At 68.4% G+C, this 23,956-nt stretch carries 19 protein-coding genes; 9 read left to right on the top strand and 10 right to left on the bottom strand.

Annotation, left to right across the window (positions count from 1 at the left end):
* Nucleotides 1-446 precede the first annotated feature (446 nt).
* Entirely contained in the window at nucleotides 447-3,233 is a 2,787-nt protein-coding gene (locus B0W88_RS08835; RefSeq protein WP_077034297.1) for a TonB-dependent receptor domain-containing protein, read from the bottom strand.
* A 307-nt stretch (nucleotides 3,234-3,540) separates the two neighbouring features.
* On the bottom strand, nucleotides 3,541-5,715 hold the full coding sequence (locus B0W88_RS08840) for a malate synthase G (RefSeq protein WP_077034298.1): 2,175 nt from the start codon (nucleotides 5,713-5,715) through the stop codon (nucleotides 3,541-3,543).
* 125 nt (nucleotides 5,716-5,840) lie between these two features.
* On the opposite strand from B0W88_RS08840, the gene B0W88_RS08845 reads away from it, so the two are divergent.
* Entirely contained in the window at nucleotides 5,841-6,767 is a 927-nt protein-coding gene (locus B0W88_RS08845; protein WP_077034299.1) for a LysR family transcriptional regulator, read from the top strand.
* A gap of 21 nt (nucleotides 6,768-6,788) precedes the next feature.
* On the opposite strand, the gene B0W88_RS08850 is transcribed toward B0W88_RS08845, so the two are convergent.
* The 3 genes from B0W88_RS08850 to B0W88_RS08860 all read right to left on the bottom strand — a co-directional run bounded on the left by B0W88_RS08850 (nucleotide 6,789) and on the right by B0W88_RS08860 (nucleotide 8,978).
* Nucleotides 6,789-7,067, bottom strand: a complete 279-nt coding sequence (locus B0W88_RS08850; protein WP_077034300.1) for a hypothetical protein — start codon at nucleotides 7,065-7,067, stop codon at nucleotides 6,789-6,791.
* A gap of 221 nt (nucleotides 7,068-7,288) precedes the next feature.
* Entirely contained in the window at nucleotides 7,289-7,489 is a 201-nt protein-coding gene (locus B0W88_RS32550) for a PsiF family protein (RefSeq protein WP_083748666.1), read from the bottom strand.
* A 124-nt stretch (nucleotides 7,490-7,613) separates the two neighbouring features.
* Nucleotides 7,614-8,978, bottom strand: coding sequence for a serine/threonine-protein kinase (locus tag B0W88_RS08860; RefSeq protein ID WP_077034301.1), 1,365 nt, complete (start codon nucleotides 8,976-8,978; stop codon nucleotides 7,614-7,616).
* A gap of 38 nt (nucleotides 8,979-9,016) precedes the next feature.
* Here B0W88_RS08860 and argS point away from each other — a divergent pair, with 38 nt between their 5' ends.
* The 6 genes from argS to B0W88_RS08890 all read left to right on the top strand — a co-directional run bounded on the left by argS (nucleotide 9,017) and on the right by B0W88_RS08890 (nucleotide 15,290).
* Nucleotides 9,017-10,723: an arginine--tRNA ligase gene (gene argS, locus B0W88_RS08865; protein ID WP_077034302.1), complete on the top strand. Its 1,707-nt coding sequence runs from the start codon at nucleotides 9,017-9,019 to the stop codon at nucleotides 10,721-10,723.
* Nucleotides 10,720-11,412, top strand: a complete 693-nt coding sequence (locus B0W88_RS08870; RefSeq protein ID WP_077034303.1) for an SPOR domain-containing protein — start codon at nucleotides 10,720-10,722, stop codon at nucleotides 11,410-11,412. Before argS ends, B0W88_RS08870 begins: the two co-directional genes overlap by 4 nt.
* Before the next feature lie 109 nt (nucleotides 11,413-11,521).
* Entirely contained in the window at nucleotides 11,522-12,199 is a 678-nt protein-coding gene (locus B0W88_RS08875) for a thiol:disulfide interchange protein DsbA/DsbL (protein WP_144006678.1), read from the top strand.
* 95 nt (nucleotides 12,200-12,294) lie between these two features.
* Nucleotides 12,295-12,924: a lipopolysaccharide transport periplasmic protein LptA gene (gene lptA, locus B0W88_RS08880; RefSeq protein ID WP_077034304.1), complete on the top strand. Its 630-nt coding sequence runs from the start codon at nucleotides 12,295-12,297 to the stop codon at nucleotides 12,922-12,924.
* A gap of 58 nt (nucleotides 12,925-12,982) precedes the next feature.
* Nucleotides 12,983-13,747: an LPS export ABC transporter ATP-binding protein gene (gene lptB, locus B0W88_RS08885; protein WP_077034305.1), complete on the top strand. Its 765-nt coding sequence runs from the start codon at nucleotides 12,983-12,985 to the stop codon at nucleotides 13,745-13,747.
* Nucleotides 13,748-13,763: 16 nt separating this feature from the next.
* Nucleotides 13,764-15,290 carry an RNA polymerase factor sigma-54 gene (locus tag B0W88_RS08890; RefSeq protein WP_077034306.1) on the top strand — a complete coding sequence of 509 codons (1,527 nt, stop codon included), beginning with the start codon at nucleotides 13,764-13,766 and terminating at the stop codon, nucleotides 15,288-15,290.
* A 4-nt stretch (nucleotides 15,291-15,294) separates the two neighbouring features.
* Here B0W88_RS08890 and B0W88_RS08895 read toward each other — a convergent pair whose 3' ends face one another.
* Entirely contained in the window at nucleotides 15,295-16,224 is a 930-nt protein-coding gene (locus B0W88_RS08895; protein ID WP_077034307.1) for a S1C family serine protease, read from the bottom strand.
* 75 nt (nucleotides 16,225-16,299) lie between these two features.
* On the opposite strand from B0W88_RS08895, the gene B0W88_RS08900 reads away from it, so the two are divergent.
* A complete protein-coding gene (locus B0W88_RS08900) occupies nucleotides 16,300-17,589 on the top strand; it encodes a class I SAM-dependent RNA methyltransferase (RefSeq protein ID WP_077034308.1) in 1,290 nt (429 codons plus the stop codon).
* Here the strand turns inward: B0W88_RS08900 and B0W88_RS08905 are convergent, their stop codons facing one another.
* The 4 genes from B0W88_RS08905 to B0W88_RS08920 form a co-directional block, all read right to left on the bottom strand.
* A complete protein-coding gene (locus B0W88_RS08905) occupies nucleotides 17,590-18,345 on the bottom strand; it encodes a tetratricopeptide repeat protein (protein WP_077034309.1) in 756 nt (251 codons plus the stop codon).
* Between the two features lie 63 nt (nucleotides 18,346-18,408).
* Nucleotides 18,409-19,143, bottom strand: coding sequence for a 16S rRNA (uracil(1498)-N(3))-methyltransferase (locus B0W88_RS08910; RefSeq protein WP_077034310.1), 735 nt, complete (start codon nucleotides 19,141-19,143; stop codon nucleotides 18,409-18,411).
* A gap of 22 nt (nucleotides 19,144-19,165) precedes the next feature.
* A complete protein-coding gene (locus tag B0W88_RS08915) occupies nucleotides 19,166-19,666 on the bottom strand; it encodes a hypothetical protein (RefSeq protein ID WP_077034311.1) in 501 nt (166 codons plus the stop codon).
* Nucleotides 19,667-19,706: 40 nt separating this feature from the next.
* Entirely contained in the window at nucleotides 19,707-21,392 is a 1,686-nt protein-coding gene (locus B0W88_RS08920) for a long-chain-fatty-acid--CoA ligase (RefSeq protein WP_077034312.1), read from the bottom strand.
* A gap of 184 nt (nucleotides 21,393-21,576) precedes the next feature.
* Here B0W88_RS08920 and B0W88_RS08925 point away from each other — a divergent pair.
* Nucleotides 21,577-23,956: AAA family ATPase (locus tag B0W88_RS08925; RefSeq protein WP_144006679.1), on the top strand; the 2,380-nt coding region annotated here is incomplete at its 3' end.

Here is a 23,956-nt window from a genome sequence, read left to right on the forward strand (position 1 = left end):
CAGTAGGGCCGCTACGGAAATCTTGGTTCGGTTATGCATAGGTTCTCCAAAGAGGGTGGACGGACCCCGGACAGCTGGAAGATGAAACGGCAACGCCCTGTCCGGCAGGTCATGGCTAGATCCGAGACACAAATTCTGCAATGCGTCCCTTTGTGTCCCTCAGTGGGGAATCTCCCGTGCTGCCCTGTGCACGACACGCACCCCATCACCGACGGATGCTAGGTAAATCCTTGATTCTTAGGGATTTTTTCGGTTGCGGACACATTGGTTAATGTTGTAAAGCAGCAGGCAATTGATGCTGGATTGCAACAGAGTTGCCAGATCTGCAGCGCTGGAAACAGTCCCAAAAGTCAGCGAAAGGGTCATCCGGACGTCAGTTCGCACCGACCAAATGAAAAGGCCGGACTGCCTTTCGGCAATCCGGCCCGGGACGTCACACCTGCTTCTTAGTAGGTGTAGCTGCCCGTCACGTACAGGGTACGCATCATCGGGCTGGCGTAGCGCGGGTCGTAGCCGACCTGGTGGCCGGAGGAGTCACGCAGCGTCAGCGGGGGGGCTTCGTTCAGCAGGTTCGTGATACCCAGGCGGATATCGGTCTTCTTGTTGAACTTGTAGGCGCCTTGCCAGTCGACGGTCATGTAGCGCGGAACGTCCAGCTGGATGCGGGTGTTCTGGCCGGTCGACAAGTCGCGAACCAGCTGGTTCTCGTCCTTGTAGCCCGAGCGCATCTTGATCGTCAGCTGGTTGGTGATCGCGCCGGTTTCCAGACGGAAATTCGCGCGGACGATGTTGCGGAACACGACGGACGCATCGACGCCGTATTGGCCCAGGCTGGTCGTGAACTGGTCGCTTGTGCCGGGCAGCGTGTACGACGAGGCAATCATGTAGGTGCCAGCCAGCGAGGTGCTCAGCTTGCCCAGGTCAGGAATCACCAGCGCGCCGTCCAGTTCCCAGTCGATGCCACGGTTGATGGTCTTGCCGATGTTGGTCGACAGGGCCTTGAACGCGTAGAAGTCATTGGTCTCGGCGGGCAGACGGTAGGTCGTGAACAGCGACGCATACTGCTGCGGGTTGCCGAAAGCCTGGTCGGCAGAAACCGCACTGACCTGATCGCGCATCTTCACTTGCCAGTAATCAAGCGCGAACGAGAAGTTCGACGTCGGCTCGATGCGGAAGCCCAGGGTGGCCTGCTTGGAACGTTCAGGCTTCATGGCCTCGTTGCCGCCGGACAGCTGGGTGTACTGCGACTTGCCCGGCTTGCACGGGGGGCTGCCGCTGCCATCGCCAGGGAACGGGCAGTCATAGCTGGAGGCGGTCACGCCGTTGGTCACCAGCGGCTGGGCGATATCCAGCACGTCCGGCGCCTTGAAGCCGGAACCCATCGAGCCACGCAGCAGGATCTGCTTGTTGATCTGGTACTTGGCCGACAGCTTGTAGGTCGTGGCCGTCAGCTTCTCGCCGAAGTTGCGCTGGTTGATCGCGTCCTTGATCGAGTTGATCGCGTCATAGCGCAGCGCGCCGGTGACTTCCAGGCCCTTGACGATCGGGGCAACCAGTTCGGAGTAGACGCCGTAGTTGCGGCGCTCCAGGTCGTAGGCCGGGTTGGGGGCGAAGTTGTAGATCACGCCGTTGACCGCGTCGGCCGACGGGGTCTGCACGAAGTGGAAGTTGCGGACGTCGCCGCCCACACCCAGTTGCAGCGGGCCGGCGGGCAGCTTGGCGATCTCGCCGCTGGCGCGCACGTCCAGGCCGGTCAGCGTGGTCGATGCCGTACGGATCGAACCGTGGTAGATCGAGTCCTTGATCAGTTGCTGGGCAGCGGCGGTCTGATTGCCGGAAGGCACGAAGGGGTCGATCGCGGCGTTGGCGATGATGCTGCGGAACTCGGTGTCCTTGAAGTAGCCACCGATGTACTTCTCGTCCAGCTTGTTCTTGGACCAGGTGAAGGCGCTCTCCACGTCCCACTCGCCGATGGCACCCTTCACGCCGCCGACGAAATGCGTTCCGTCGGTGACGGTGTTGGAGTCACGGGTACCGAAGTCGGTGGCGCGATAGCCGGCCGTCACGGTGTTGACGTGGGCCTGCTGGGCTGCCGACAGGTACGGAGCCACGTACTTGTTGTACAGGGCCGAACCGACCGGGATGCTCACCGGCACCGGGTTCGGTGCAATGCGGGCGGTCAGGTCATAGCGCGAGAACGCGAAGTCCGAGAAGGCCGTGAAGTTGCTGCCCAGCTTCGCCTCGCCGGAGAGGAACAGGGCGTCGCGGGTGAACTCGGGGTAGATGTCGATGGTCGACACGAAGTCGAACGCGCACTGTGCCGTGCCGACGGTGGCGTTGCTGCCAGCCGGAATCGTGTTGCTCAGGCTGTAGAAGTTGTTCTTGGCGCAGGTGCCGTTGGCCTTCAGGTAGGGGTTGAAGGAGTAGGCACCCAGCGTCGTGGTCTCACCAGTCAGGCGCTTGAACGTCACCTGGGCATTGGCCGGGTCGGCCGACGTGCTGGTGCGGTCGTAAACGTACTTCTTGCCCTGGTAGGTGATCGGCAAGTAGGCCGACTTGGCGAAGTTGCGGTCGCCAGACTTGAGCGCATCGGAACTGTCGTGCCGGAAGGTACCGAGGATGTTGAAGCCGTTCTTCTCCAGGTCGCCGAAGCCCGCCGTGACGCTGACGCCGTAGTCCTTGCCGCCGCCTTCCAGCGGATTGTCGTACTGGGCGGTGACGTTGAAGCCCTGGTAGTTCTTCTTCAGCACGAAGTTGACCACGCCCGCGATGGCATCCGAACCGTACAGGGCGGAAGCCCCGTCCGTCAGCACTTCGATCCGGTCGATGGCGCTCATCGGGATCGAGTTCAGGTTGGCATAGGTGCTGCCATTGGCGACTGGCGCAATGCGGCGGCCGTTAACCAGCACCAGGGTGTAGGAACTGCCCAGGGCGTGGATCGAAGCCGTCGAGTAGCCGCCGGAGTTGGAGCCGATCGCCGTGTCGGCGATCGAGAAGCCCTGCATGGCCGGCAGGCGCTGGATCAGGTCCTGCAGATTGGACGCGCCGCTCGAGCGAATCTCTTCAGCAGTGACGACCTGCACCGGCAATGCGCCTTCGCTGGCAATGCGCTTGATGCTCGAACCGGTGATTTCCACACGCTCCAGCGTGTTGGATTGCTGGGCCAGCAGCGGCGTGCTGGCGATGCTGAAGCAAAGCAGCGCGGCCGCGCTGATTGCGTTTCGTTTGAACATGGAGGGAGCTCCGAATCAAAGCTTTGACATGGAACCGCCCCTCGATAAGGGGCGGGGTGTTGGCAGCGAGGTGGCTCGCACACCAAGTCATGTCAGTTTTCACGGAAGCTCGCTCGCTGCCCGCCCGGGATCACCCAGCTTGACAAGCGAAACGCTAGTTAACAGCCAGAAATGTCTGGGAAATCAATGGAAACCCCTAGGCAAGCCTCCTAGCGATCGCAAAGATTTGTTGCATCAGTGCGACGCATACCCCGGGTCGCCCGAAGCTTTCAGCAACAAAACAACGCGATCCAGCAATACCCCCTAATCAGAGGGCTTCCTTCACCTTCTGTCGCCAGGCGTGCAACAACGGCTCCGTATAGCCGCTTGGTTGCTCCAGGCCCTTGAACACAAGGTCCAGCGCCGCCTGGTAGGCCGAGGACGTGCGGCCTGACATCGGCTGGTAGGCCGGATCCCCGGCATTCTGGCCGTCCACCACCCGGGCCATGCGCTCGAAGGCGGAACGCACTTCGTCGGCGGTCGTTACGCCATGAAGCAGCCAGTTGGCAATATGTTGGCTGGAGATGCGCAGCGTTGCACGATCCTCCATCAGGCCGACATTGTGAATGTCCGGCACCTTGGAGCAGCCCACGCCCTGGTCCACCCAGCGCACCACGTAACCGAGGATGCCCTGGACGTTGTTGTCCAGCTCCTGCTGGATCTCCTCGGCGGACCAGGCCGGCTTCGCCACGACCGGGATGGACAGCAGCTTGTCCAGCAGAGCGGCGTGATCGGCGTGGGCATCGACCTGCTCCAGTTCGCGCTGGACCGCGGCCACGTCGACCTGGTGGTAGTGCAGGGCGTGCAAGGTGGCCGCCGTCGGCGAGGGGACCCAGGCGGTATTGGCGCCCGCCTTGGGATGAACGATCTTCTGCTCCAGCATCGCCGCCATCAGGTCCGGCATCGCCCACATGCCCTTGCCGATCTGGGCGCGCCCGCGCAGGCCGCAGGACAGGCCGGTCAGCACATTGCCGCGCTCATAGGCCTGGATCCAGGCGCTGGACTTCATGTCGCCCTTGCGCAGCATCGCGCCGGCATGCATGGCTGTATGCATCTCGTCGCCGGTGCGGTCCAGGAAGCCGGTATTGATGAAGGCGACCCGGGCCGAGGCAGCGGCGATGCAGGCCTTCAGGTTGACGCTGGTGCGGCGCTCTTCGTCCATGATGCCCAGCTTGACGGTATTGGCCTTCAGGCCCAGCACCACCTCGACGCGGCCGAACAATTCCGCCGCGAAAGCCACCTCGGCCGGGCCGTGCATCTTCGGCTTCACGATATAGACGGAGCCGGTGCGCGAATTGGCCTTGCGCTGCAGGTCGTGGATGGCGATGGTCGTGGTGACCATGGCGTCGAGGATGCCTTCGGGAATCTCCCTGCCCTCATCGCCCCACAGGATGGCTGGATTGGTCATCAAATGACCGACATTGCGCACGAACAGCAGCGAACGTCCATGCAGCTTCACTTCGCCGCCTTGCGGGGCGGTGTACGTGCGGTCCGGGTTCAGGCGGCGCGTGATGGTCTTGCCGTTCTTCTGCAGTTCCTCGGTGAGCGTGCCCTTCAGGATGCCCAGCCAGTTGCTGTAGCCCAGCACCTTGTCCTCGGCATCGACGGCGGCCACCGAGTCTTCCAGGTCCAGGATGGTCGACAGCGCCGATTCGAGCACCAGGTCGGCCACGCCGGCCGCATCGCTCGCGCCGATCGGCGTGCTGCGGTCGATGCGGATGTCCAGGTGGATGCCGTTGTGGACCAGCAGCACCGAGCTCGGCGCCGCCGCCTCGCCCTGGTAGCCGATGAATTGCGCCGGCGTGGCCAGGCCCGACGCTCCCTGGGCACCCAGGCTCACGACCAGGCGACCATCCTGCACCGCATAGCCGGTGGCGTCTTTGTGCGAGCCTTGCGCGAGCGGCGCGGCCTGGTCCAGCACGGCGCGGGCGAAGGCGATCACCTTGGCGCCGCGCGCCGGGTTGTAGCCCCGCCCCTTCTCGGCGCCATCGGTCTCGGGGATGGCGTCGGTGCCGTAGAGGGCGTCGTACAGCGAGCCCCAGCGGGCATTGGCCGCATTCAGCGCGTAGCGCGCATTCAGGATGGGTACGACCAGTTGCGGGCCGGCCTGGATGGCCAGTTCGGCGTCCACGTTCTCCGTCGTGGCCTTCGCACCGGCAGGCACCGGCACGAGGTAGCCGATCTTTTCGAGGAAGGCGCGGTAGGCCGGCATGTCGGCGATCGGGCCGGGATGGGCCTTGTGCCAGGCATCGAGTTCCACTTGCAGGCGGTCCCGCTCGGCCAGCAAGGCGGCGTTGCGCGGGGCCAGGTCGCGCACGATGGCGTCGAAGCCGGACCAGAAGGCGGCGCTGTCGACCCCGGTGCCGGGCAGGACCTGCTGCTCGATGAAGCGGTGCAGTTCGGCGGCGACCTGCAGGCCGTGGACTTGGATGCGTGCGGGCATGGCGGTATTCCTGGTGGATAGCGTGATGATGGAAATTTATGCGAGTTCTTCGTGGCGATTCATACACGCCAAAGCATGGAATCCATGACTAAACTGCGGGAATCGAACCTAAGAAGGCCAGAGCGATGGACCGCCTGAAGCAGATCGAATCCTTCGTTGCCGTTGCCACCAAGGGCAGCCTGACCGCTGCCGCGCTGGGAGAAGGCGTCGCACCCGCGGTGATGGGGCGCCGCATCGACGCGCTGGAGGAGCGCCTGGGCGTCAAGCTGCTGGTGCGCACGACGCGCCGCATCTCGCTGACGCACGAGGGCAGCGCCTTCCTGGAAGACTGCCAGCGACTGCTCGCCGAGCTGGCCAATGCCGAATCCAGCGTCAGCGCTGGCGGGGTCAAGGCCAGCGGGCATTTGCGCATCACCGCCCCGGCCGGTTTCGGCCGACGTCATGTGGCGCCGCTGATCCCGGAGTTCCTGGCCCGGCACCCCGACGTCAGCGTCTCGCTGAACCTCAGCGACCGGGTGGTCGACATCGTCAACGAGGGCTTCGACTGCGCCGTGCGGGTCGGTGACCTGCCGGATTCAAGCCTTGTCAGCACCCGGCTGGCCGACAACCGTCGCCTGTGCGTGGCCACGCCGGCCTATCTGAAGCGGGCCGGCACTCCGAAGCACCCATCGGAGCTGTCCCGCCACTCCTGCCTGACGCTCAGCTCCGACGCCAGCCAGACCCGCGGCTGGGCCTTCATCGTCGACGGTGCGCTGACCCACCTGCGCCCCAGCGGCCGGCTCGACTGCAGCGACGGCCAAGTGCTGCACGACTGGTGCCTGGCCGGCATGGGCATCGCCTGGCGCAGCACCTGGGAGGTGGAACTGGACATCGCCGCCGGCCGCCTGGTCAGCGTGCTGGACCACTTCGCCGCCGCGCCGAACGGCATCTACGCGCTGTTCCCCCATGCCAAGCATCTGCCGCTGCGGGTGCGCCTGTGGATCGACATGCTGAAAATGAAATACGGCAGCGCGGCGTACTGGACGCCGGCTGCCGCATCGAAGGCGAGCTGAGAGAGAAAAAAACGGAGGCGCTCAGCCCTTGGCCGAGTCGGCCACGCATTTCTTGACGAAGCTGGTCTTGGCAGCGCCATGCAGCTTCTTCTCACCCGCCTTGGCCTCGCAGGCCGCGCTGCCGCTGGCCGGCGCCGCGGCCGCCGTGTCGGCATTGCACTTCTTCAGGAAGCTGGTCTTGGCGGCGCCATGCAGCTTCTTGTCCTTGGCCTGGGCGTCGCAGGTGGCGTCCGCGGCGTGGGCGACGGAGAAGATCGCGGCCAGGGCGGTGGCAAAGACGATGCGTGACAGGGATTTCATGCGGTTTTCCTTTGCGTTGGATGGCCAGGTGGCCAAGGGCATTCAAGCACGCCCGCGACAGGCGGACAAGATTGAATGGCCGCTGTGCAACGCATCGCGCAAATGAAAAGGAGACCCGCGCGGGGCCTCCCTGGTAAGCGTTTGAAACCGAAGGTTCGCCAAACCGAAGGTTCGATAAACCGAAGGGTCGCCAAACCAAAGGCTCGGCAAACGGAAGGTGCTCAGGCCTTCTTGGCGCTCAGGCATTCCTTCATGAAGGCCTTGCGGTCGGCGCCCTTCTTGTTGGCCGCCTTGGCGTCGGCATTGCAGGTCTTCATCCTCTCGCGCTGCGCGGTGCGGGCGGCGGAATCCTTGGCCATGGCGGCACCGCTGCCGAGCGCGGCGACGGCCAGGACGATCAGGCTGATCAGGGGCTTCTTCATCATGCGGAACTTCCTTCCCAGGGGCTGGGCATTGCGTTGAGGGAAGTTCATTGCAGCAGCGGCCCGCGAGCCGGGCAACGCGGTTTCGTGGGGGCCCGCGCTGTCAGTTTTTACGATCGCTCGCTCAGAGGATGCGCCGCGGGTGGGCCATCGACTCGTGCGCCGCATGCAGCCGGCGCACCAGCACCTGGATGAAGGCGCGATCGAAGCGGTGCTGGCACTCGGGGCTCAGCAGGCCCAGCGAGTCGGGCGTGAACGAGATCGTCGTGCACTGCTCGCTGACGCGGATGTCGGTGCTGTGACGTCGAAGATCGGGGTTAGGCGCCAGGTACGCCATCTCGCCGACCGAGGTGCCCTTGCCCAGCGTCGCCACCTTGGCGCCATCGCGCCAGACCTCCACCGCCCCCTGGGCGATGATGTGGAAGGTGTTGCCTTCCTGGCCCTTCTTGTAGAGCGCGTGCTCCAGAGGATAGCGGCGCCAGCGCGCGCGGTGCACCACCTCCCAGAGCTCCACATCGCCGAAGTCGGCGAAGAACTCCAGCTCGCGCAGCATGTTGAAGCGCTCCGAGTCCTTGACCTCGTGCAGCCGCGCCAGCGGCACCAGTTGCTTGGCGACCAGGTCGGACAGCGCGCGGCCGAAGCTCTCCCAGTCCAGGTAGCGTTCGGCCGGGTGCTTGGCCAGCGCCTTGGCGATGACGGCATCCAGCTCCGGCGTCACACCGCCGCGCAGGTCCACCAGCGAGGCGGGCTGCTGATGGTAGATCTGGTGCATCAGCGCCATCTGGTTGGGCGCGTCGAAGGGCGGACGGCCGGCCACCAGGTTGTAGAGCACGGCGCCGAGCGAGTAGATGTCGGCCCGGCAGTCGACGTCGCCGCCCTCGATCTGCTCCGGCGGCATGAAGGCCAGCGAGCCGACACGGTGCACCTGGGTCGTGTCCGAATGGAGGTTCAGCGCGGAGCCGAAGTCGCTGACCTTGACGTCGGTGACGTGGCCCTGGTTGTCCAGCACCACCAGCAGGTTGGCCGGCTTCACGTCGCGGTGGATCACGCCCTGGCGGAACACGTAGCTCAGCGCCATCGCGCACTTGAAGCCCAGTTCCACGATCTGGTCCAGCGGCAGCAGGCGGTCGCTGCGGCAGAAGTGCTTCAGCGTCAGGCCCGGCACGTACTCCATCACCAGGTAGGGCTGCTCGGGGTCGGGCACCGCATCCAGGATCTGCACGACGTTCGGATGCTGCAGCCGCCCTGCCAGCGCCGCCTCCGCCGCGTAGAAATGCAGGCTGTAGTCGCCCTGCTGCCCGGCCTCGGCGCGAGCGGCCCAGCCGCGCATGCGCTTGATCGCGACCTCGCGGCCCTTGAACTCGTCCAGCGCCAGGAAGACGTCGCTGGTCGCGCCCTCCCCGAGCTGGCGCTGCACTTTGTAGCGCCCGATGCGCGCGGGCAGGTTGACGCTTGAATCAAGCGTTAGGCTGGAGTCCAGGGACGACATGCCCGGGATGATAACCAGCGGCAAATTAGAATCGCCCCATGATCCAAGCCAAGCAGGAACTGCTCGCCGCCCTGGGCGAAGCCATCCAGGAATTGAGCCCCGGCGCCGAACTGGCCGCCGCCTTCGAATCGCCCAAGCAGGCCAGCCACGGCGACTTCGCCTGCACGGCGGCCATGCAGCTGGCGCGACCGCTCAAGAAGAACCCGCGCGAACTGGCACAGGCGCTGATCGCCGCGCTGCAGGCCAAGCCGGCCTTCGGGCGCTGGGTCGAGTCGCTGGAGATCGCCGGCCCCGGCTTCATCAACATCCGCCTGAAGCCCGCTGCCAAGCAGTCGGTGGTGGCCGAGGTGCTGGCCGGCGGCGCCGGCTTCGGCACCCAGGCCAGTGACGGCCGCCATGTGATGGTCGAGTTCGTCTCGGCAAACCCGACCGGCCCGCTGCACGTCGGCCACGCGCGCCAGGCCGCGCTGGGCGATGCGCTGTGCAACCTGTTCACGACGCAGGGCGCCGACGTCACCCGCGAGTTCTACTACAACGATGCCGGCGTGCAGATCGCCACGCTGGCCAACTCGACGCAGTGCCGCTTGAAGGGCCTGAAGCCCGGCGACGCCGGCTGGCCCGAGAGCGCCTACAACGGCGACTACATCCAGGACATCGCCGACGCCTTCCTGCGCAAGGAATCGATCCAGGCCGACGACCGCGCCTTCACCGCCAGCGGCGACATCGAGGACCTGGACAGCATCCGCGGCTTCGCCGTGGCCTACCTGCGCCGCGAGCAGGACCTGGACCTGCAGGCCTTCGGCCTCAAGTTCGACAACTACTTCCTCGAGACCAGCCTCTACAGCTCCGGCGCGGTCGAGAACACCGTGCAGGCGCTGATCGCCAAGGGCAAGACCTTCGAGGAGGGCGGCGCGCTGTGGCTGCGCACCACCGAATACGGGGACGACAAGGACCGCGTGATGCGCAAGTCCGAAGGTGGCTACACCTACTTCGTGCCGGACGTTGCGTACCACACGATCAAGTTCCAGCGCGGCTTCACCAAGTGCATCAACGTGCAGGGCACCGACCACCACGGCACCATCGCCCGCGTGCGCGGCGGCCTGCAGGCGCTGGACATCGGCATCCCGCAGGGCTTCCCCGACTACGTGCTGCACAAGATGGTCACCGTGATGCGCGGCGGCGAGGAGGTCAAGATCTCCAAGCGCGCCGGCAGCTACGTGACGCTGCGCGACCTGGTCGACTGGACCAGCCGCGACGCGGTGCGCTTCTTCCTGATCAGCCGCAAGGCCGACACCGAGTTCGTCTTCGACGTCGACCTCGCGCTGAAGCAGAACGACGAGAACCCGGTCTTCTACGTGCAGTACGCCCATGCGCGCATCTGCTCGATCATCCGCAATTGGGGCGGCGACGAGACCACGCTGAACAGCGCCGACCTGGGCCTGCTGAACGCCCCGACCGAGCTGGCGCTGATGCTCAAGCTGGCCGACTACCCGCGCATGCTGGCCGGCGCCGCCGAGGGCCTGGCCCCGCACGATGTGGCCTTCTACCTGCGCGATCTGGCCGCCGCCTTCCACAGCTACTATGCGGCCGAGCGCGTGCTGGACCAGGCGCCCGCCCTGACCCAGGCGCGCGTGGCGCTGCTGGCGGCGACCCGCCAGGTGCTGCGCAACGGCCTGCAGGTGCTGGGCGTCAGCGCGCCTGATCAGATGTCTCGAGAAGCGACGGCAGCAACGGAGAACGCATGAGCGGCAACGGTGGCAAGAAGGGCAGTGGCAGCAGCAACAACAAGAGGCAGGAACAGCGCGGCGGCTTCGTCCTCGGCCTGATCGTCGGCCTGCTGCTGGGCCTGGCAGTGGCGCTGGGCGTGGCGCTGTACATCACCAAGGTGCCGGTGCCCTTCATCAACAAGGTGCCGCAGCGCACCGCCGAGCAGGACGCCGAGGAGGCGCTGCGCAACAAGAACTGGGATCCGAACGCGCCGCTGGCCAGCAAGTCGGGCGCCAAGGCCGCCAGCGGCACGGTCGGCGGCACCGCCGTCCCTGCGCCTGCCCCAGCGGACAACGCCGTGGCGCCCGCCACGGCGCCGCCGGTCGCCGCCGCACCCGCGGCACCGGCCGCCTCCAAGGCCGACGCCACGAAGAAGCCGGCCGACAAGGCCCTGGCCGCCGCCAGCGCCGCCATGTCCGGCGGCAACGACCCGTACGTCTACTTCGTCCAGGCCGGTGCCTACACCCAGGCCGAGGACGCCGAGCAGCAGCGCGCCAAGCTGGCCATGCAGGGCTTCGCCGCCAAGGTGCTGGAGCGCGAGCAGGCCGGCCGCACCGTCTACCGCGTGCGCATGGGCCCGCTGGACGGCCGCGCCGAGGCCGAGGACCTGCAGCGCAAGGTCGAGGCCGCCGGCGTGGAAACCAATCTGGTCCGCGTCCAGCGCTGAATGATCTGCGTTCGGTCAGCGAACCGCTCCGATACCCCGTTAAGGCGGCACTAAGCCAGCCTTCGCTAAGCTGTCCCGACACATCCGTTTCGCCCAAGGAAAACCTGCCATGTTGCTGCGTCGCCGCCATTTCTCCGCTGCCCTGCTGGGCGCTCCGGCCCTGTCCGCATTGGTGGCGCCGGGCGCCGCCATCGCCCAGGGCGGGCCGGTCGAAGGCCGGCAGTACCAGCGCATGGGCCAGCCGCTGCCCACGCCGCCGGGCAAGATCGAGGTGATCGAGTTCTTCTGGTACGGCTGCCCGCACTGCTTCGTCTTCGACCCGACGCTGGAAGCCTGGGTCAAGCAGCTGCCGGCCGACGTGGCCTTCCGCCGCGTCCACGTGGGCTTCAACGCGATGGTCAAGCTGCACCAGCGCCTGTTCTTCGCGCTGGAGGCGCTGGGTGTCGAAGCCCAGGTCCACGCCGGCATCTTCAACGCCTTCCACGTGCAGCGCCTGAGCCTGACCGACGAGGCCTCGATCACCGCGATGGTGACCAAGCTGGGCGTGGATCCGGTCAAGTTCAAGGCCGCCTTCAACTCCTTCGGCGTGCAGACCAAGGCGCAGGCCGCCACCAAGCTCAGCGAGGACTACCGCATCGACGGCGTGCCCACGCTGGCGATCGGCGGCCGCTTCGTCACCTCGCCCTCGATGGCCGGCACCGGCATCAGTGGCTTGAACGAAGAAACCCTGGGCAAGAACGCCATCTCCGTGGCCGAGTACCTCGTCAAGCTGGCCCGCAAGGGCTGATTCCGCGGGGCGGCGCGCCTACAACAGCGGCACAAATCACTCGCCGGACTGGCCCGATGTGCGGGCTAGAATGTTCTGCAAGATCTGTGCCGCCGATGAAAAACCTGCCCCGCCTCCCGCTGCCGCCCCTGACCCTGCTGCTGATCGCCTCGCTGGCGACCGGCCCGGTCCAGGCCGAGAAGGGTGACCGGCTGAAGCCGCTGGTGGTCACCTCCGACCGTCCCGGCCAGGCCGACCTGGCCAACCACCGCACCGAGCTCAACGGCGACGTCATCCTCACGCAGGGCACGATGGTGTTGCGGGCCGAGCGGGTCGACGTCCGCGAGACGCCGGACGGCTACTACCAGGCCTATGCCAACGGCACCGCGGCCAAGCAGGTCAGCTTCCGCCAGTCGCGCGACACGCCCGGCGAGTTCATCGAAGGTTCGGCCGATCAGCTCGAATACGACACCCGCGCCGACACCGTGCGCTTCGTGGGCAAGGCCCAGGTGCGCCGCCTGCGCGGCACGCAGGTCACAGACGAGGTCACCGGCGCCGCCATCATCTATGACAAGCGCACCGAGGTCTTCGCGGTGGAGGGCGGCAACGCCTCGCCCAACACCGGCGGCCGCTCGCGCCTGGTGCTGATGCCGCGCGCCGCCAGCGCACCTGAAGCCGCCGAGCCCGCCGCCTCCGGCGTGCCGCTGAAGCCCAGCCTCGTGCTGCAGCCGCGCAAGCCGTCATGAGCGCGCCGGGCCGTCCCAAGCGCTCGGCTCCGGAGCGCGCAGCGCGGAGGATCGTCCAATGACTTCCGCGATGGTTGATACCGCCAGCCGCCTGGAGGCGGAAGGCCTGGCAAAGACCTACGGCGTGCGCCGCGTGGTCAAGAACGTCCACGTGGACGTGCACAGCGGCGAGGTCGTCGGCCTGCTGGGCCCCAACGGCGCCGGCAAGACCACCAGCTTCTACATGATCGTCGGCCTGGTGCGGGCCGATGCCGGCCAGATCCGCATCGACGGCCGCGAGGTCCAGCGCCTGCCGATCCACCAGCGCGCCCGCCTGGGCCTGTCCTACCTGCCGCAGGAGGCCTCGATCTTCCGCAAGCTGACCGTCGAGGAGAACATCCGCGCGGTGCTGGAACTGCAGCAGGACGACGACGGCAAGCCGCTGAAGGCCAAACGCATCCAGGAGTTGCTGGACGGCCTGCTGCACGACCTCTCCATCGAGAAGCTGCGCGACAGCCCGGCCCCGGCCCTTTCCGGCGGCGAACGCCGGCGCGTCGAGATCGCCCGGGCGCTGGCCACGCAGCCGCGCTTCATCCTGCTGGACGAGCCCTTCGCCGGCGTGGACCCGATCGCCGTGCTGGAGATCCAGCGCATCATCGGCTTCCTGAAGGCGCGCGGCATCGGCGTGCTGATCACCGACCACAACGTGCGCGAGACGCTGGGCATCTGCGACCGCGCCTACATCATCAGCGAGGGCACCGTGCTGGCCGAGGGCACCCCGGCCGAGATCGTCGCCAACGCCGACGTGCGCAAGGTGTACCTCGGCGAGAACTTCCGGATGTAAAGCCAGACGGACGACGATGAAGCCCTCCCTCCAGGTCCGCCTCAGTCAGCATCTGGCGCTGACGCCCCAGCTTCAGCAGTCAATCCGGCTGCTGCAGCTGTCGACCCTGGAACTGCACCAGGAAGTCGAGCAGATGCTGGCGCAGAACCCGCTGCTCGAGGCCGACGAGGACTTCACCGCCACCGCGCCCGAGCTGGACCCGCCCCGCACCGCGGCCAGCAGCGGCGAGGACAGCGGCGCGGACCTCGAGGTCGGCGGCGGCGCCGAAGCCGAGAACACGCCCGAGATCAAGGCCGAGGACTTCGGCACCACCGAGCGCGACGACTGGGAGAACGGCACCGAGCAGGACGACTTCGACGGCATCCGCGAACTGCCCTCCAGCAGCAGCGCCGGCAGCGGCCAGGGCAGCGGCGACGAGGACGGCGACCGCAACGAGCAGGAGTCCGCCGACATCAGCCTGCAGGAGCACCTGGTCCAGCAGCTCGCCGGCATGGGCCTGTCCGCGGCGGACCGCACGGCGCTGCACGTGCTGATCGAGTCGCTGAACGACGACGGCTACCTCGAAGACAGCCTCGAGGACATCGCCCTGGCACTCGGCGGCGAAGATCCCGAGGACCAGGAGGAACTGCTGGACCACCTGCGCATCGCGCTGAAGTGGCTTCAGCACATGGACCCGGCCGGCGTCGGCGCGCGCGACCTGTCCGAATGCCTGGTGCTGCAGCTGCGCGCCCAGCAGCGCAGCGCCTGCCAGGTGATCGCCATCCTGATCTGCAAGCAGCACCTGGAGCTGCTGGCCAAGCGCGACAGCAAGCGCCTGATGGCGCTGACCGGCGCCGACGAGGCGCTGCTGCGCGAGGCCCAGGGCCTGATCACCGCGCTGGAGCCCAAGCCCGGCCGCCGCTTCGCCCGCGGCCAGGCCCAGGCGGTGGTGCCAGACGTGATCGTGCGCAAGGTCGGGCGCGAGCTGCGCGTGATGCTGAACCCGGACGTGGCGCCCAAGCTGCGCATCAACGAGCTCTACGCCAACGCGCTGCGCGCCACGCGCGGCGGCATCAGCAACAGCGCCCTGGGCGGCCAGCTGCAGGAGGCGCGCTGGTTCATCAAGAACATCCAGCAGCGCTTCGACACCATCCTGCGCGTCTCGCAGGCCATCGTCGAGCGGCAGAAGGGCTTCTTCACCCACGGCGAGCTGGCGATGAAGCCGCTGGTGCTGCGCGAGATTGCCGACGAGCTGGGCCTGCACGAGTCCACCATCTCGCGGGTAACGACGGCCAAGTACATGGCCACCAGCTTCGGCACCTTCGAGCTGAAGTACTTCTTCGGCTCGGGGCTGAACACCGAGGCGGGCGGCAATGCGTCAAGCACCGCGGTGCGGGCGCTGATCAAGCAGTTCGTCGCCGCCGAGGACAACAACAAGCCGCTGTCCGACAGCGCGCTGTCCAGCATGCTGGAGGAGCAGGGCATCCAGGTGGCGCGGCGCACCGTCGCCAAGTACCGCGAGGCGCTGAAGATCGCGCCGGCGAACCTGCGCAAGTCGATGTGATCGATCAGGCGGCGGGCCTGACGCTCAGGTACATCGTCGTCAGCACCCCGGTCACCGGGCGCAGCAGCTTCAGCGCCAGCGGGCGGCCGTAGCCTTCGCCGGCGAGGCGCTTCAGGAGATCGGACAGTTGCGCCAGCGGCTGCCCGTCGCAGCCGATCAGGATGTCGCCCGACTTCAGGCCTGCCGCGGCGGCCGGGCCGCCCGCCACCACGTCCACGAGGCGCAGGCCTGTGGCCGCGGGCCAGGCGTTCTCGCGCAGCCAGCGGCGTGGCAGCGCCATCGCCGCGCATTGCACGCCCAGGCGCCCGCGACGCACCGCGCCGTGGCGCATCAGCTCGCCGGCCACCCAGCGGGCGGTATCGACGGACACCGCGAAGGCCAGGCCCTGGGCGGAAGGGATTACCGCCGTGTTCACGCCGATCACCCTCGCGGCGCCGTCCAGCAGCGGGCCGCCCGAGTTGCCGGGGTTCAGCGCCACGTCGGTCTGGATCACGTCTTCCACCAGGCCGCCGCCGCGCGCCGGCAGGCTGCGGCCCAGGGCGCTGACGATGCCGGCGGTGACGGTGAAGTCGAAGCCCAGCGGGTTGCCCACCGCCACGACCAACTGGCCCGGCTGCAGGTCCGCCGAGCTGCCCAGCTCCAGGAAGGCCGGCGGATGGCCTTCCAGGCGCAGCACGGCGATGTCCGTGGACGTATCCAGCCCGACCAGCCGCGCCGAGCTCTCGGTACCGTCGGCAAAGGCCGCGCGGTACTCGCTCGCGCCCTGCACGACATGCGCATTGCTCAGCGCGAAGCCGTCCGGCGTGAACAGGAAACCCGAGCCGCTGCCGCCGCGCATCTTGATGTGGGCCACGGCGCGACCGGCCGTCTGCGCCACGCGCGTGACGGTGGCGGAATAGGCATCCAGTGCGATCGAGTCTTCGCGAGCACCCATCGGGGCATCCTTTCAATCAGAAGGCCCAGATGGCGGCCAAAGCCCCGAGTTCAAGCGGGATGGGACAATCGCGCCATGTCCGCCCCGTTCGAAAAAGAAACCCTGTACCTGTTCCTCTCCTGCCCCGGCGGCGTGGAGCCGCTGCTGGAACAGGAAGTCCGCGCCATCCTCCCCAAGCAGCACACCGAGGCGCTGCGCGGCGGCGTCAGCGTCAAGAGCAATGCCGAGGGCGTGATGAAGCTCAACCTCGAGAGCCGGCTCGCGCAGCGCGTGCTGGTCGAGATCGGAGGGGGCTCCTACCGGCACGAGGACGACATCTACGCCATCGTGCGCGGCATCGACTGGACCCAATGGATCACGCCGCAGCACACGATCCGGGTGGACATCGTGGCCCAGCGTTCGCCGCTGAAGAGCCTGAACTTCACCACGCTGCGCATCAAGGACGCCATCTGCGACGTGCTGCGCGACGCCACCGGCGAGCGCCCCAGCGTCGATACCCGCCTGCCGGACCTGCCGGTGCTGGTGCACGTGGGCCCGACCGATGCGGTCATCTATGTGGACACCTCCGGCGAGCCTCTCTTCAAGCGCGGCTGGCGCGAGGACAAGGGCGACGCCCCGCTGAAGGAGACGCTGGCTGCCGCGATGCTGGCCGCCGCCGGCTGGCAGGGCACGCCCGAAACCGGCGGCGCGCTGCACGACCCCTGCTGCGGCTCCGGCACCATCGCCATCGAGGCCGCCCAGATCGCCTGCGGCATGGCCGCCGGCCAGCAGCGCCGCTTCGCCTTCGAGCGCCAGCTGCCCTTCGCCGCGCTGCGCGGCCGCTGGCAGCAGCTGAAGCAGGAAGCCAAGGCACGCGAGCACGAACCCGCCGTGCCCATCTTCTGCAGCGACGTGTCCTTCCGCATGGTCGACTTCTCGCGGCGCAATGCCGAGCGCGCCGGCGTGGCGAAGTACATCCAGTTCAACGGCGGCGATGCGCTGGAGCGCCCGGCGCCGCAGCTGCCCGAGGGCATGCCCGGCTCCATCGTGATGAACCCGCCCTACGGCGAGCGGATCGAGGTGCGCGGCAAGGCCGGCAACATGACGATGAGCCGCGATGCCGGCGGCTCCGAGGCGCGAGACGCGGGCGACGACTTCTTCCCCCGCCTGGCCACCCACTGGAAGCGCGCCTACACGCAGAACCCGGCCGGCTGGACCGCCTGGCTGCTGTGCCCGGACATGAAGCTGCCGAGCAAGATGCGGCTCAAGGAATCGCGCAAGATCCCGATGTGGAACGGCCCGATCGAGTGCCGGATGTTCCGCTTCGACCTGGTGGCCGGCTCGGCGCGCAAGCCCAAGCCCGCGGGCGAAGAAGAAGAAAACTGATCAGGAGCGGGCCAGCTGTTGCGCCGCCTTGAGCCGGCGCAGCACCGGGTCGTTGAGCTGGCGGCTCAGCGCGTTCCAGCGGGCGATCATCTTGTCCATCTCCGTCTGCAGGCGGGCCGCCGTGGCCGTGTCGCCGGTGGCCAGCGCCCAGATCGCGTATTCCGCGTGGGCCTCGAAGGTGCCGAAGCGCTGCACCGTGCGCTCGAATTCCTCCCGTGCCTCGGCGCCGCGGGAACTGCCGGCGTAGCTGCGCGCCAGCAGCAGCGCGATCGCATCGGGCCGGTAGTCCGGGCGCGAGCGACGAAGTTCCTCCAGATGGACCAGCGCGTCGGCATAACGCTGAGATTCGACGAAGGCCCGGGCGGCGCCGTAGCGCAGCTCCGGATCGGAGGCGAAGGGTCCCTTGAGCCCGCCCTCATAGAGCCGCCCGGCTTCCTCGGGCTGGCCGGCCTCCAGCAGCGCGGCGGCCAGGCGCATCTGGTTCTGCGCGGTGGGCACCTCGTCGTAGTCGGCGCGGGCGGCGCGCAGTTCCTTGGTCGGGTCCAGCGCCTTGGCAGCGGCCGACACGGCCTTGCGCGCGCCGCGGTCCAGGCGCGAGTTCGGCAGGTAGATGACGAAGAAGTAGACCAGGCTGCCGAGCAGCGGGAACATGAACAGGATGATCAGCCAGTACAGCTGCTGTCCCGATCGCACGGCGTGCACCGCACAGAACAGCGCCAGCAGGATGTGCAGGCCCAGGCCACCGATGACAGGCATGTTCTTCTCTCCCCAGGAAACTCGTCGCTCAACTGTCGCCGACTCCACCGGCGACTTCACTCACTAACTTGATGGCTCGCTCAGGGCCAGCCAGCCCAGCACGGCCAGCGGCGCGGTGTCGGCGCGCAGGATGCGCGGGCCGAGCTTCATCGCAACGAAGCCGCGGGCGCGGGCCGCGTCTTCCTCGGCGCCCGAGAGGCCGCCTTCGGGACCGCTGAGCACCAGCGTCCGCGGCGCGGCCGCCTGCGCGGACAGCGCTTGCGCCGAGGTCGGGCTCAGCAGCCAGCGGCGCTCACCAGCCGGTGGCGTCACGTCAAGCGCCTGCAGCCAGGCGGCCAGCGTCATCACCGGTTCGATCCTCGTCACCCGCGTGCGCCCGCTCTGCTCGCAGGCCGCCACCGCCACGCCCTGCCAGTGCCCCACCTTCTTGGCGGCACGGTCGCCCGCCAGGCGCAGCACCGATCGCTCGCTCATCAGCGGCCGGATCGCGAAGGCGCCCAGCTCGGTGGCCTTCTCGACGATGCCGTCCATGCGGTCGTTGGCGGGCATCACGACGGCCAGCGTCACGTCCTGCGCCAGCTCGCGCTGCACGGCCGCCCGCTCGCCCAGACGCACCGTGACCTCGCTGCGGCCCATCGCCAGCACCTCGGCCTGCCACTCGTCGCCGCTGCCGTCGAACAGCGTGATCGACTCGCCCGGCTGCAGGCGCAGCACCTGCACATGGCGGGCGGCGCCCGGCGGAAGGCTCAGTTCGGAACCCGCCGCACCGAGCGGCTGGTCGACATGGAAACGTGGCATGGCAGCAGGAAGAGAAACAGGATCAGAGGCGCAGGCCGAGGGCTTGCCGGACCTCGCGGGCCACGTCCGCGCCCTTGTCCTTCTCGACCTCGATCGCGAAGCGCTCGGCCAGCTCCTGCAGCGCCGTCAGGTCGGTGCAGCGCTCGACGTCCAGCACCATCCGGTAGCCCTTGATCAGGCCCAGGTACTGGCGGGCGTGTCCGGTGAGATAACTGTATAGCTCAGCGTAGCCGAGCGGGCTCGCCGGAGCCGCCGCGGGCACCGGTGCCGCTGCGGGGGGCGCGGCAGCCGCCGCGGGAGGGGCCGCCGCAGCCCCGGTCTGCAGTGCGATCAGGCCGTGGGCCAGCAGCAGTTGCACGTCGCCCGCCGTCGAGCCCTGCACCATCGACAGCCACTCGGCCGCGCTGCGGCTGCCGTCGATCACCAGCAGCAGGTTGCGGCCGCTGCGGGAGAGTTCGACGAGCGAGCGGGCGCGGATCTCGGCACGTCCGGCCTCGGTCTTGCGGTAGCGCTGTTCGAGCACGATGGGGTCGGGTCTTGAGGGGCTGCCAGCTTAACGCCGCTCAGGCGGTCGGCGCGGCCTTGTCCCTGAGCTCGCGTCGGAGGATCTTGCCCACCGGCGTCTTCGGCAGCTCGTTGCGGAACTCGATCACCTTGGGCCGCTTGTAGCCGGTCAGGTTGGCCTCGCAGTAGGCGCGCACCTCGGCTTCGGTCAGCGCCGGGTTCTTGCGCACGATGACGACCTTCACCGCCTCGCCGGCCTTGGCGTCGGGCACGCCCACGGCCGCCGCTTCCAGCACGCCGGGCATCAGCGTCAGCACGTCCTCGATCTCGTTCGGATAGACGTTGAAGCCGCTGACCAGGATCATGTCCTTCTTGCGGTCGACGATGCGGAAGTAGCCGCGCTCGTCGACCATGCCGACGTCGCCGGTGCGGAAGTAGCCGTCGGCGGTCATCACCTTGGCGGTCTCGTCCGGGCGCTGCCAGTAGCCGGCCATCACCTGCGGGCCGCGGATCGCGATCTCGCCGGCGGCGCCGGCCGGCACCTCTGCGCCATCGTCGTCGAGCAGGCACATCTCGGTGTTGGAGACCGGCAGGCCGATGGTGCCGCTGTAGGCGGTGCTGTCGGTCGGGTTGCAGCTGGCCACCGGCGAGGTCTCCGACAGGCCGTAACCTTCGACGATCGGGCAGCCGGTCTTCTCCAGCCACAGCTTGGCCACGGCCTGCTGCACCGCCATGCCGCCGCCCACCGACATCACCAGGTGGCTCCAGTCCACCGTGGCGAAGTCCTTGTGGTTGGCCATCGCGAGGAACAGCGTGTTGACCGCCGGCAGGCTGTGCACGCGGTGCCCGCCCAGTTCCTTGAACATCGCCGGCAGGTCGCGCGGGTTCGGGATCATGATGTTGCAGCCGCCCAGGTGCATGGACAGCATCATGTTCGCCGTGAAGCCGAAGATGTGATACAGCGGCAGCGAGGCCACCGTGTTCAGCTGCTCGCCGGCGGGGATCTTCTTCAGCGCGGGCTGGTACCAGGCCTCGGCCTGCAGCGTGTTGGCCACCAGGTTGCGATGCAGCAGCACCGCGCCCTTGCTGACGCCGGTGGTGCCGCCGGTGTACTGCAGCACCGCGATGTCGCTGGCGCTGACCTGCGGCGCCGTGTAGCGGCCGGAACGGCCGATGGACAGTGCCGCCTTGAAGCGCACCGCGCCGGGCAGCTCGAAGGCCGGCACCAGCTTCTTCACCTTGCGCACGACCAGGTCGACGATCAGGCCCTTGGCGAAGCCCAGCATCTCGCCCATCGAGGCCAGCACGACATGCTTGGTCGGCACGTTGGCGATCACCTGCTGCAGCGTGGCGGCGAAGTTCTCCAGGATCACGATCGCCTTGGCGCCGGAGTCCTTCAGCTGGTGCTCCAGCTCGCGCGGCGTGTACAGCGGGTTGACGTTCACCACCACATAGCCGGCGCGCAGGATCGCGGCCACGGCCACCGGGTACTGGAAGACGTTGGGCATCATCACCGCGACGCGGTCGCCCTTCTCGAGGCCCAGGCCCTGCAGGTAGGCCGCCAGCGCCTGCGAGGCTTCGTCCAGCTCGGCGAAGGTGAGCGTGGCGCCCATCATCTTGTAGGCCGGCCGCTGCGGGAAACCGCGGAAGGCGTGGGCCATCAACTCCACCAGCGACGGATACAGATCCGCATTGATCTCCGCCGGCACGCCAGCGGGGTAGTGGTCCAACCAGATCTTTTGCATCGAATCGTTTCCCTGAAATCTCGCGCCGGCATTCTCCCCGATATGGGGAAACTCCCGAATGAGGGGATTCGATAGCGGTGCATCGGGTGCCCGCGCCGGGTGCATAACCCCCGAAATAAGCGGTATGCGGGCAGGCGACGCGAACAGTGCCGGGCGTTAACCTCGCCCGGCTCAGCACGCCCTCATGGATGCCCCCTACGCCCCCTTCGACGTCTGGCGCCTGCGCCTGCTGGGCGCCGTCAGCCTGCAGCGCGGCCCGGACCACATCGGCCAGCTCGGCAGCCGCAGCGTCGCGTCCCTGCTGGCGCGGCTCGCGCTGCAGCCGGCGCGCACCCATCCGCGCGAGGAGCTGATCGAGCTGCTGTGGCCCGGCGTCGAGCTTGAGGTGGGCCGCAACCGCCTGCGCCAGGCCCTGTTCGCGCTGCGCCAGCTGCTGGAGCCGCCCGGGCCCATCGCGCGGCCCGTGCTGCAGGCTGATCGCATGGGCCTGCGCCTGCTGCCCGGCGTGCTGGCCTGCGACGCCCTGCAGTTCGAGCACTGCCTGCGCGCGGGGCAGCACGGGCAGGCCCTGGAGCTCTATGCCGGCGAGCTGATACCGGGCTTCTACGACGACTGGATCGCCGAGGAACGGCTGCGGCTGCAGGCGCTGTTCGATCGCGCGCCGCAGGAGCGTGCGCCGGTCACCGCTCTGGCGCCGGTAGCGACTGCATCGCCCCCGCCGCGCGCCCCCGACCATGCCGGCACGCTGCTGCCGCAATACCTGACCCGCTTCTTCGGCCGCGAGCCGGAGCGCCAGGCCCTCGAAGCCGCGCTGCAGTCGCATCGGCTGGTGACGCTGCTGGGGCCGGGCGGCAGCGGCAAGACGCGGCTGGCCGTCGACCTCGCTCAGCGGGCGGCCGGGGCCGGCTTCGCGCCGGTCGTCTTCGTGCCGCTGGCCGCCGCGACGACGCAGTCGCAGCTGCTGGACGGCCTGCTCGGCAGCCTGCAGCTGCAGCCCAGCGAGACCAACCCGCTGGCGCCGCTGATCGGCACGCTGGCCGAGCGCCGCGCGCTGCTGGTGCTGGACAACTTCGAGCAGCTGGAGGCTGGCGCGGCCGAACTGCTGGCGCAGTTGCTCGCCGCCCTGCCGCGGCTGCACCTGCTGGTCACGTCGCGGCGCGTGCTGGGCCTGGATGGCGAACGCGAGTTCCCGCTCGGCCCGCTGGCCCTGCCCGGCAAGGGCGAGTCGCTGGCCGAAGCCGCGGGCAATCCGGCGATCGCCCTCTTCGTCGACCGCGCCCGCGCGGCCCGCGCCGATTTCCAACTGCGCGGCAGCAACCTGGCCGCGCTGACCGAACTGGCCCATCTGCTGGACGGCCTGCCGCTGGCCATCGAGCTGGCCGCCGCCCGCGTGCGCAGCCTCGCCCCGGCGGCCCTGGCCGAGCTGCTGCGCGAGAGCCGCAGCCACCCGCAGCCCGGCGGCCAGGCCCTGGCCCTGCTGGCGCGCAGCTCGCGGGGCCGCAGCGCTAACGCCGACAGTCAGCGGCATGCGTCGATGCAGGCGGTCGTGGCCTGGAGCTGGCGGCTGCTCGATGCGCACCAGGCTGCGCTGCTGGCGGCGATCACCGTCTTCCAGGGCGGCTTCACGGCCGCGGCAGTTGCAGCGATCTGCGAGCGGCCCCTCGGCGAGATCAGCCTGCGCCTGGACGAGCTGGTCAGCCACTCGCTGCTGGGCGTCCGCGACGCCGAGGGCCGCAGCCGCTACACCTGCCTGGAGCCGGTGCGCGAGTTCGCGGCGCAGCAACTGCGGGACGAGGACGCGCGGCACCTGGCTGCCCGCCATCGCGCCTGGCTGATCGCCTGGGCCACCGCGCTGCCGGCCACGCCCTCGCTGACCGCCCTGCGCCAGGAGACGCCGAACGTGCTGGCCGCGCTGGCCAGTGCGCTGCGCGACGAGGCGCCGCAGGACGCGGTGCGGCTGGTGTGCCTGCTGTGGCGCGCCTTCGAGGCCGTGGGCCTGCCGGCCGCCGGCCTGGCCGACCTGGCGCGGGCGGCCGAGGCTTGCCAGGATGCCGACCTGCGCGGCCAGGGCCACAGCGTGCTCGGCGCCCTGTTGTTCAGTACCGGCCGCAGCGGCGAGGCGGTCGACCATGCCGAGCGCGGCCTGGCGCTGTGCCCGCCGCAGGCGCCCTGGCGCGCGATGGCGCTGTATGCCGCCGCCCGAGCCCGCTGGCGCCTGAGCCATGCGGCCGAAGGCGTGGTGGACCGCTTGAGCACCGCGCATGACCTGGCCCTCGCCGCCGGCGACGACGACCTGCTGGCCCGCATCCTGACGATGCAGGGCTTCGCCTGCCACGACTGGCGCGACTTCGACGGCTGCATGGCGCTGCACCAGCGGGCGCTGTCGCTCTGGCAGGGCTTGGGCAACCAGCACATGGTCCACATGTGCCAGATCTACCTGGCCAACTGCGAGAACGGCGCGCGGCTGCACGAGGCGGCGCTGGAGCGGCTGGCGGCGCTGGAACCGGGCCTGCGCGCGCAGATGGACTGGCGGCTGCTGTGCCAGATGCTGGTGGCCCGCGGCG

Source organism: Pelomonas sp. KK5, assembly GCF_001984095.1.
Classification (GTDB): Bacteria; Pseudomonadota; Gammaproteobacteria; order Burkholderiales; family Burkholderiaceae_C; genus KK5.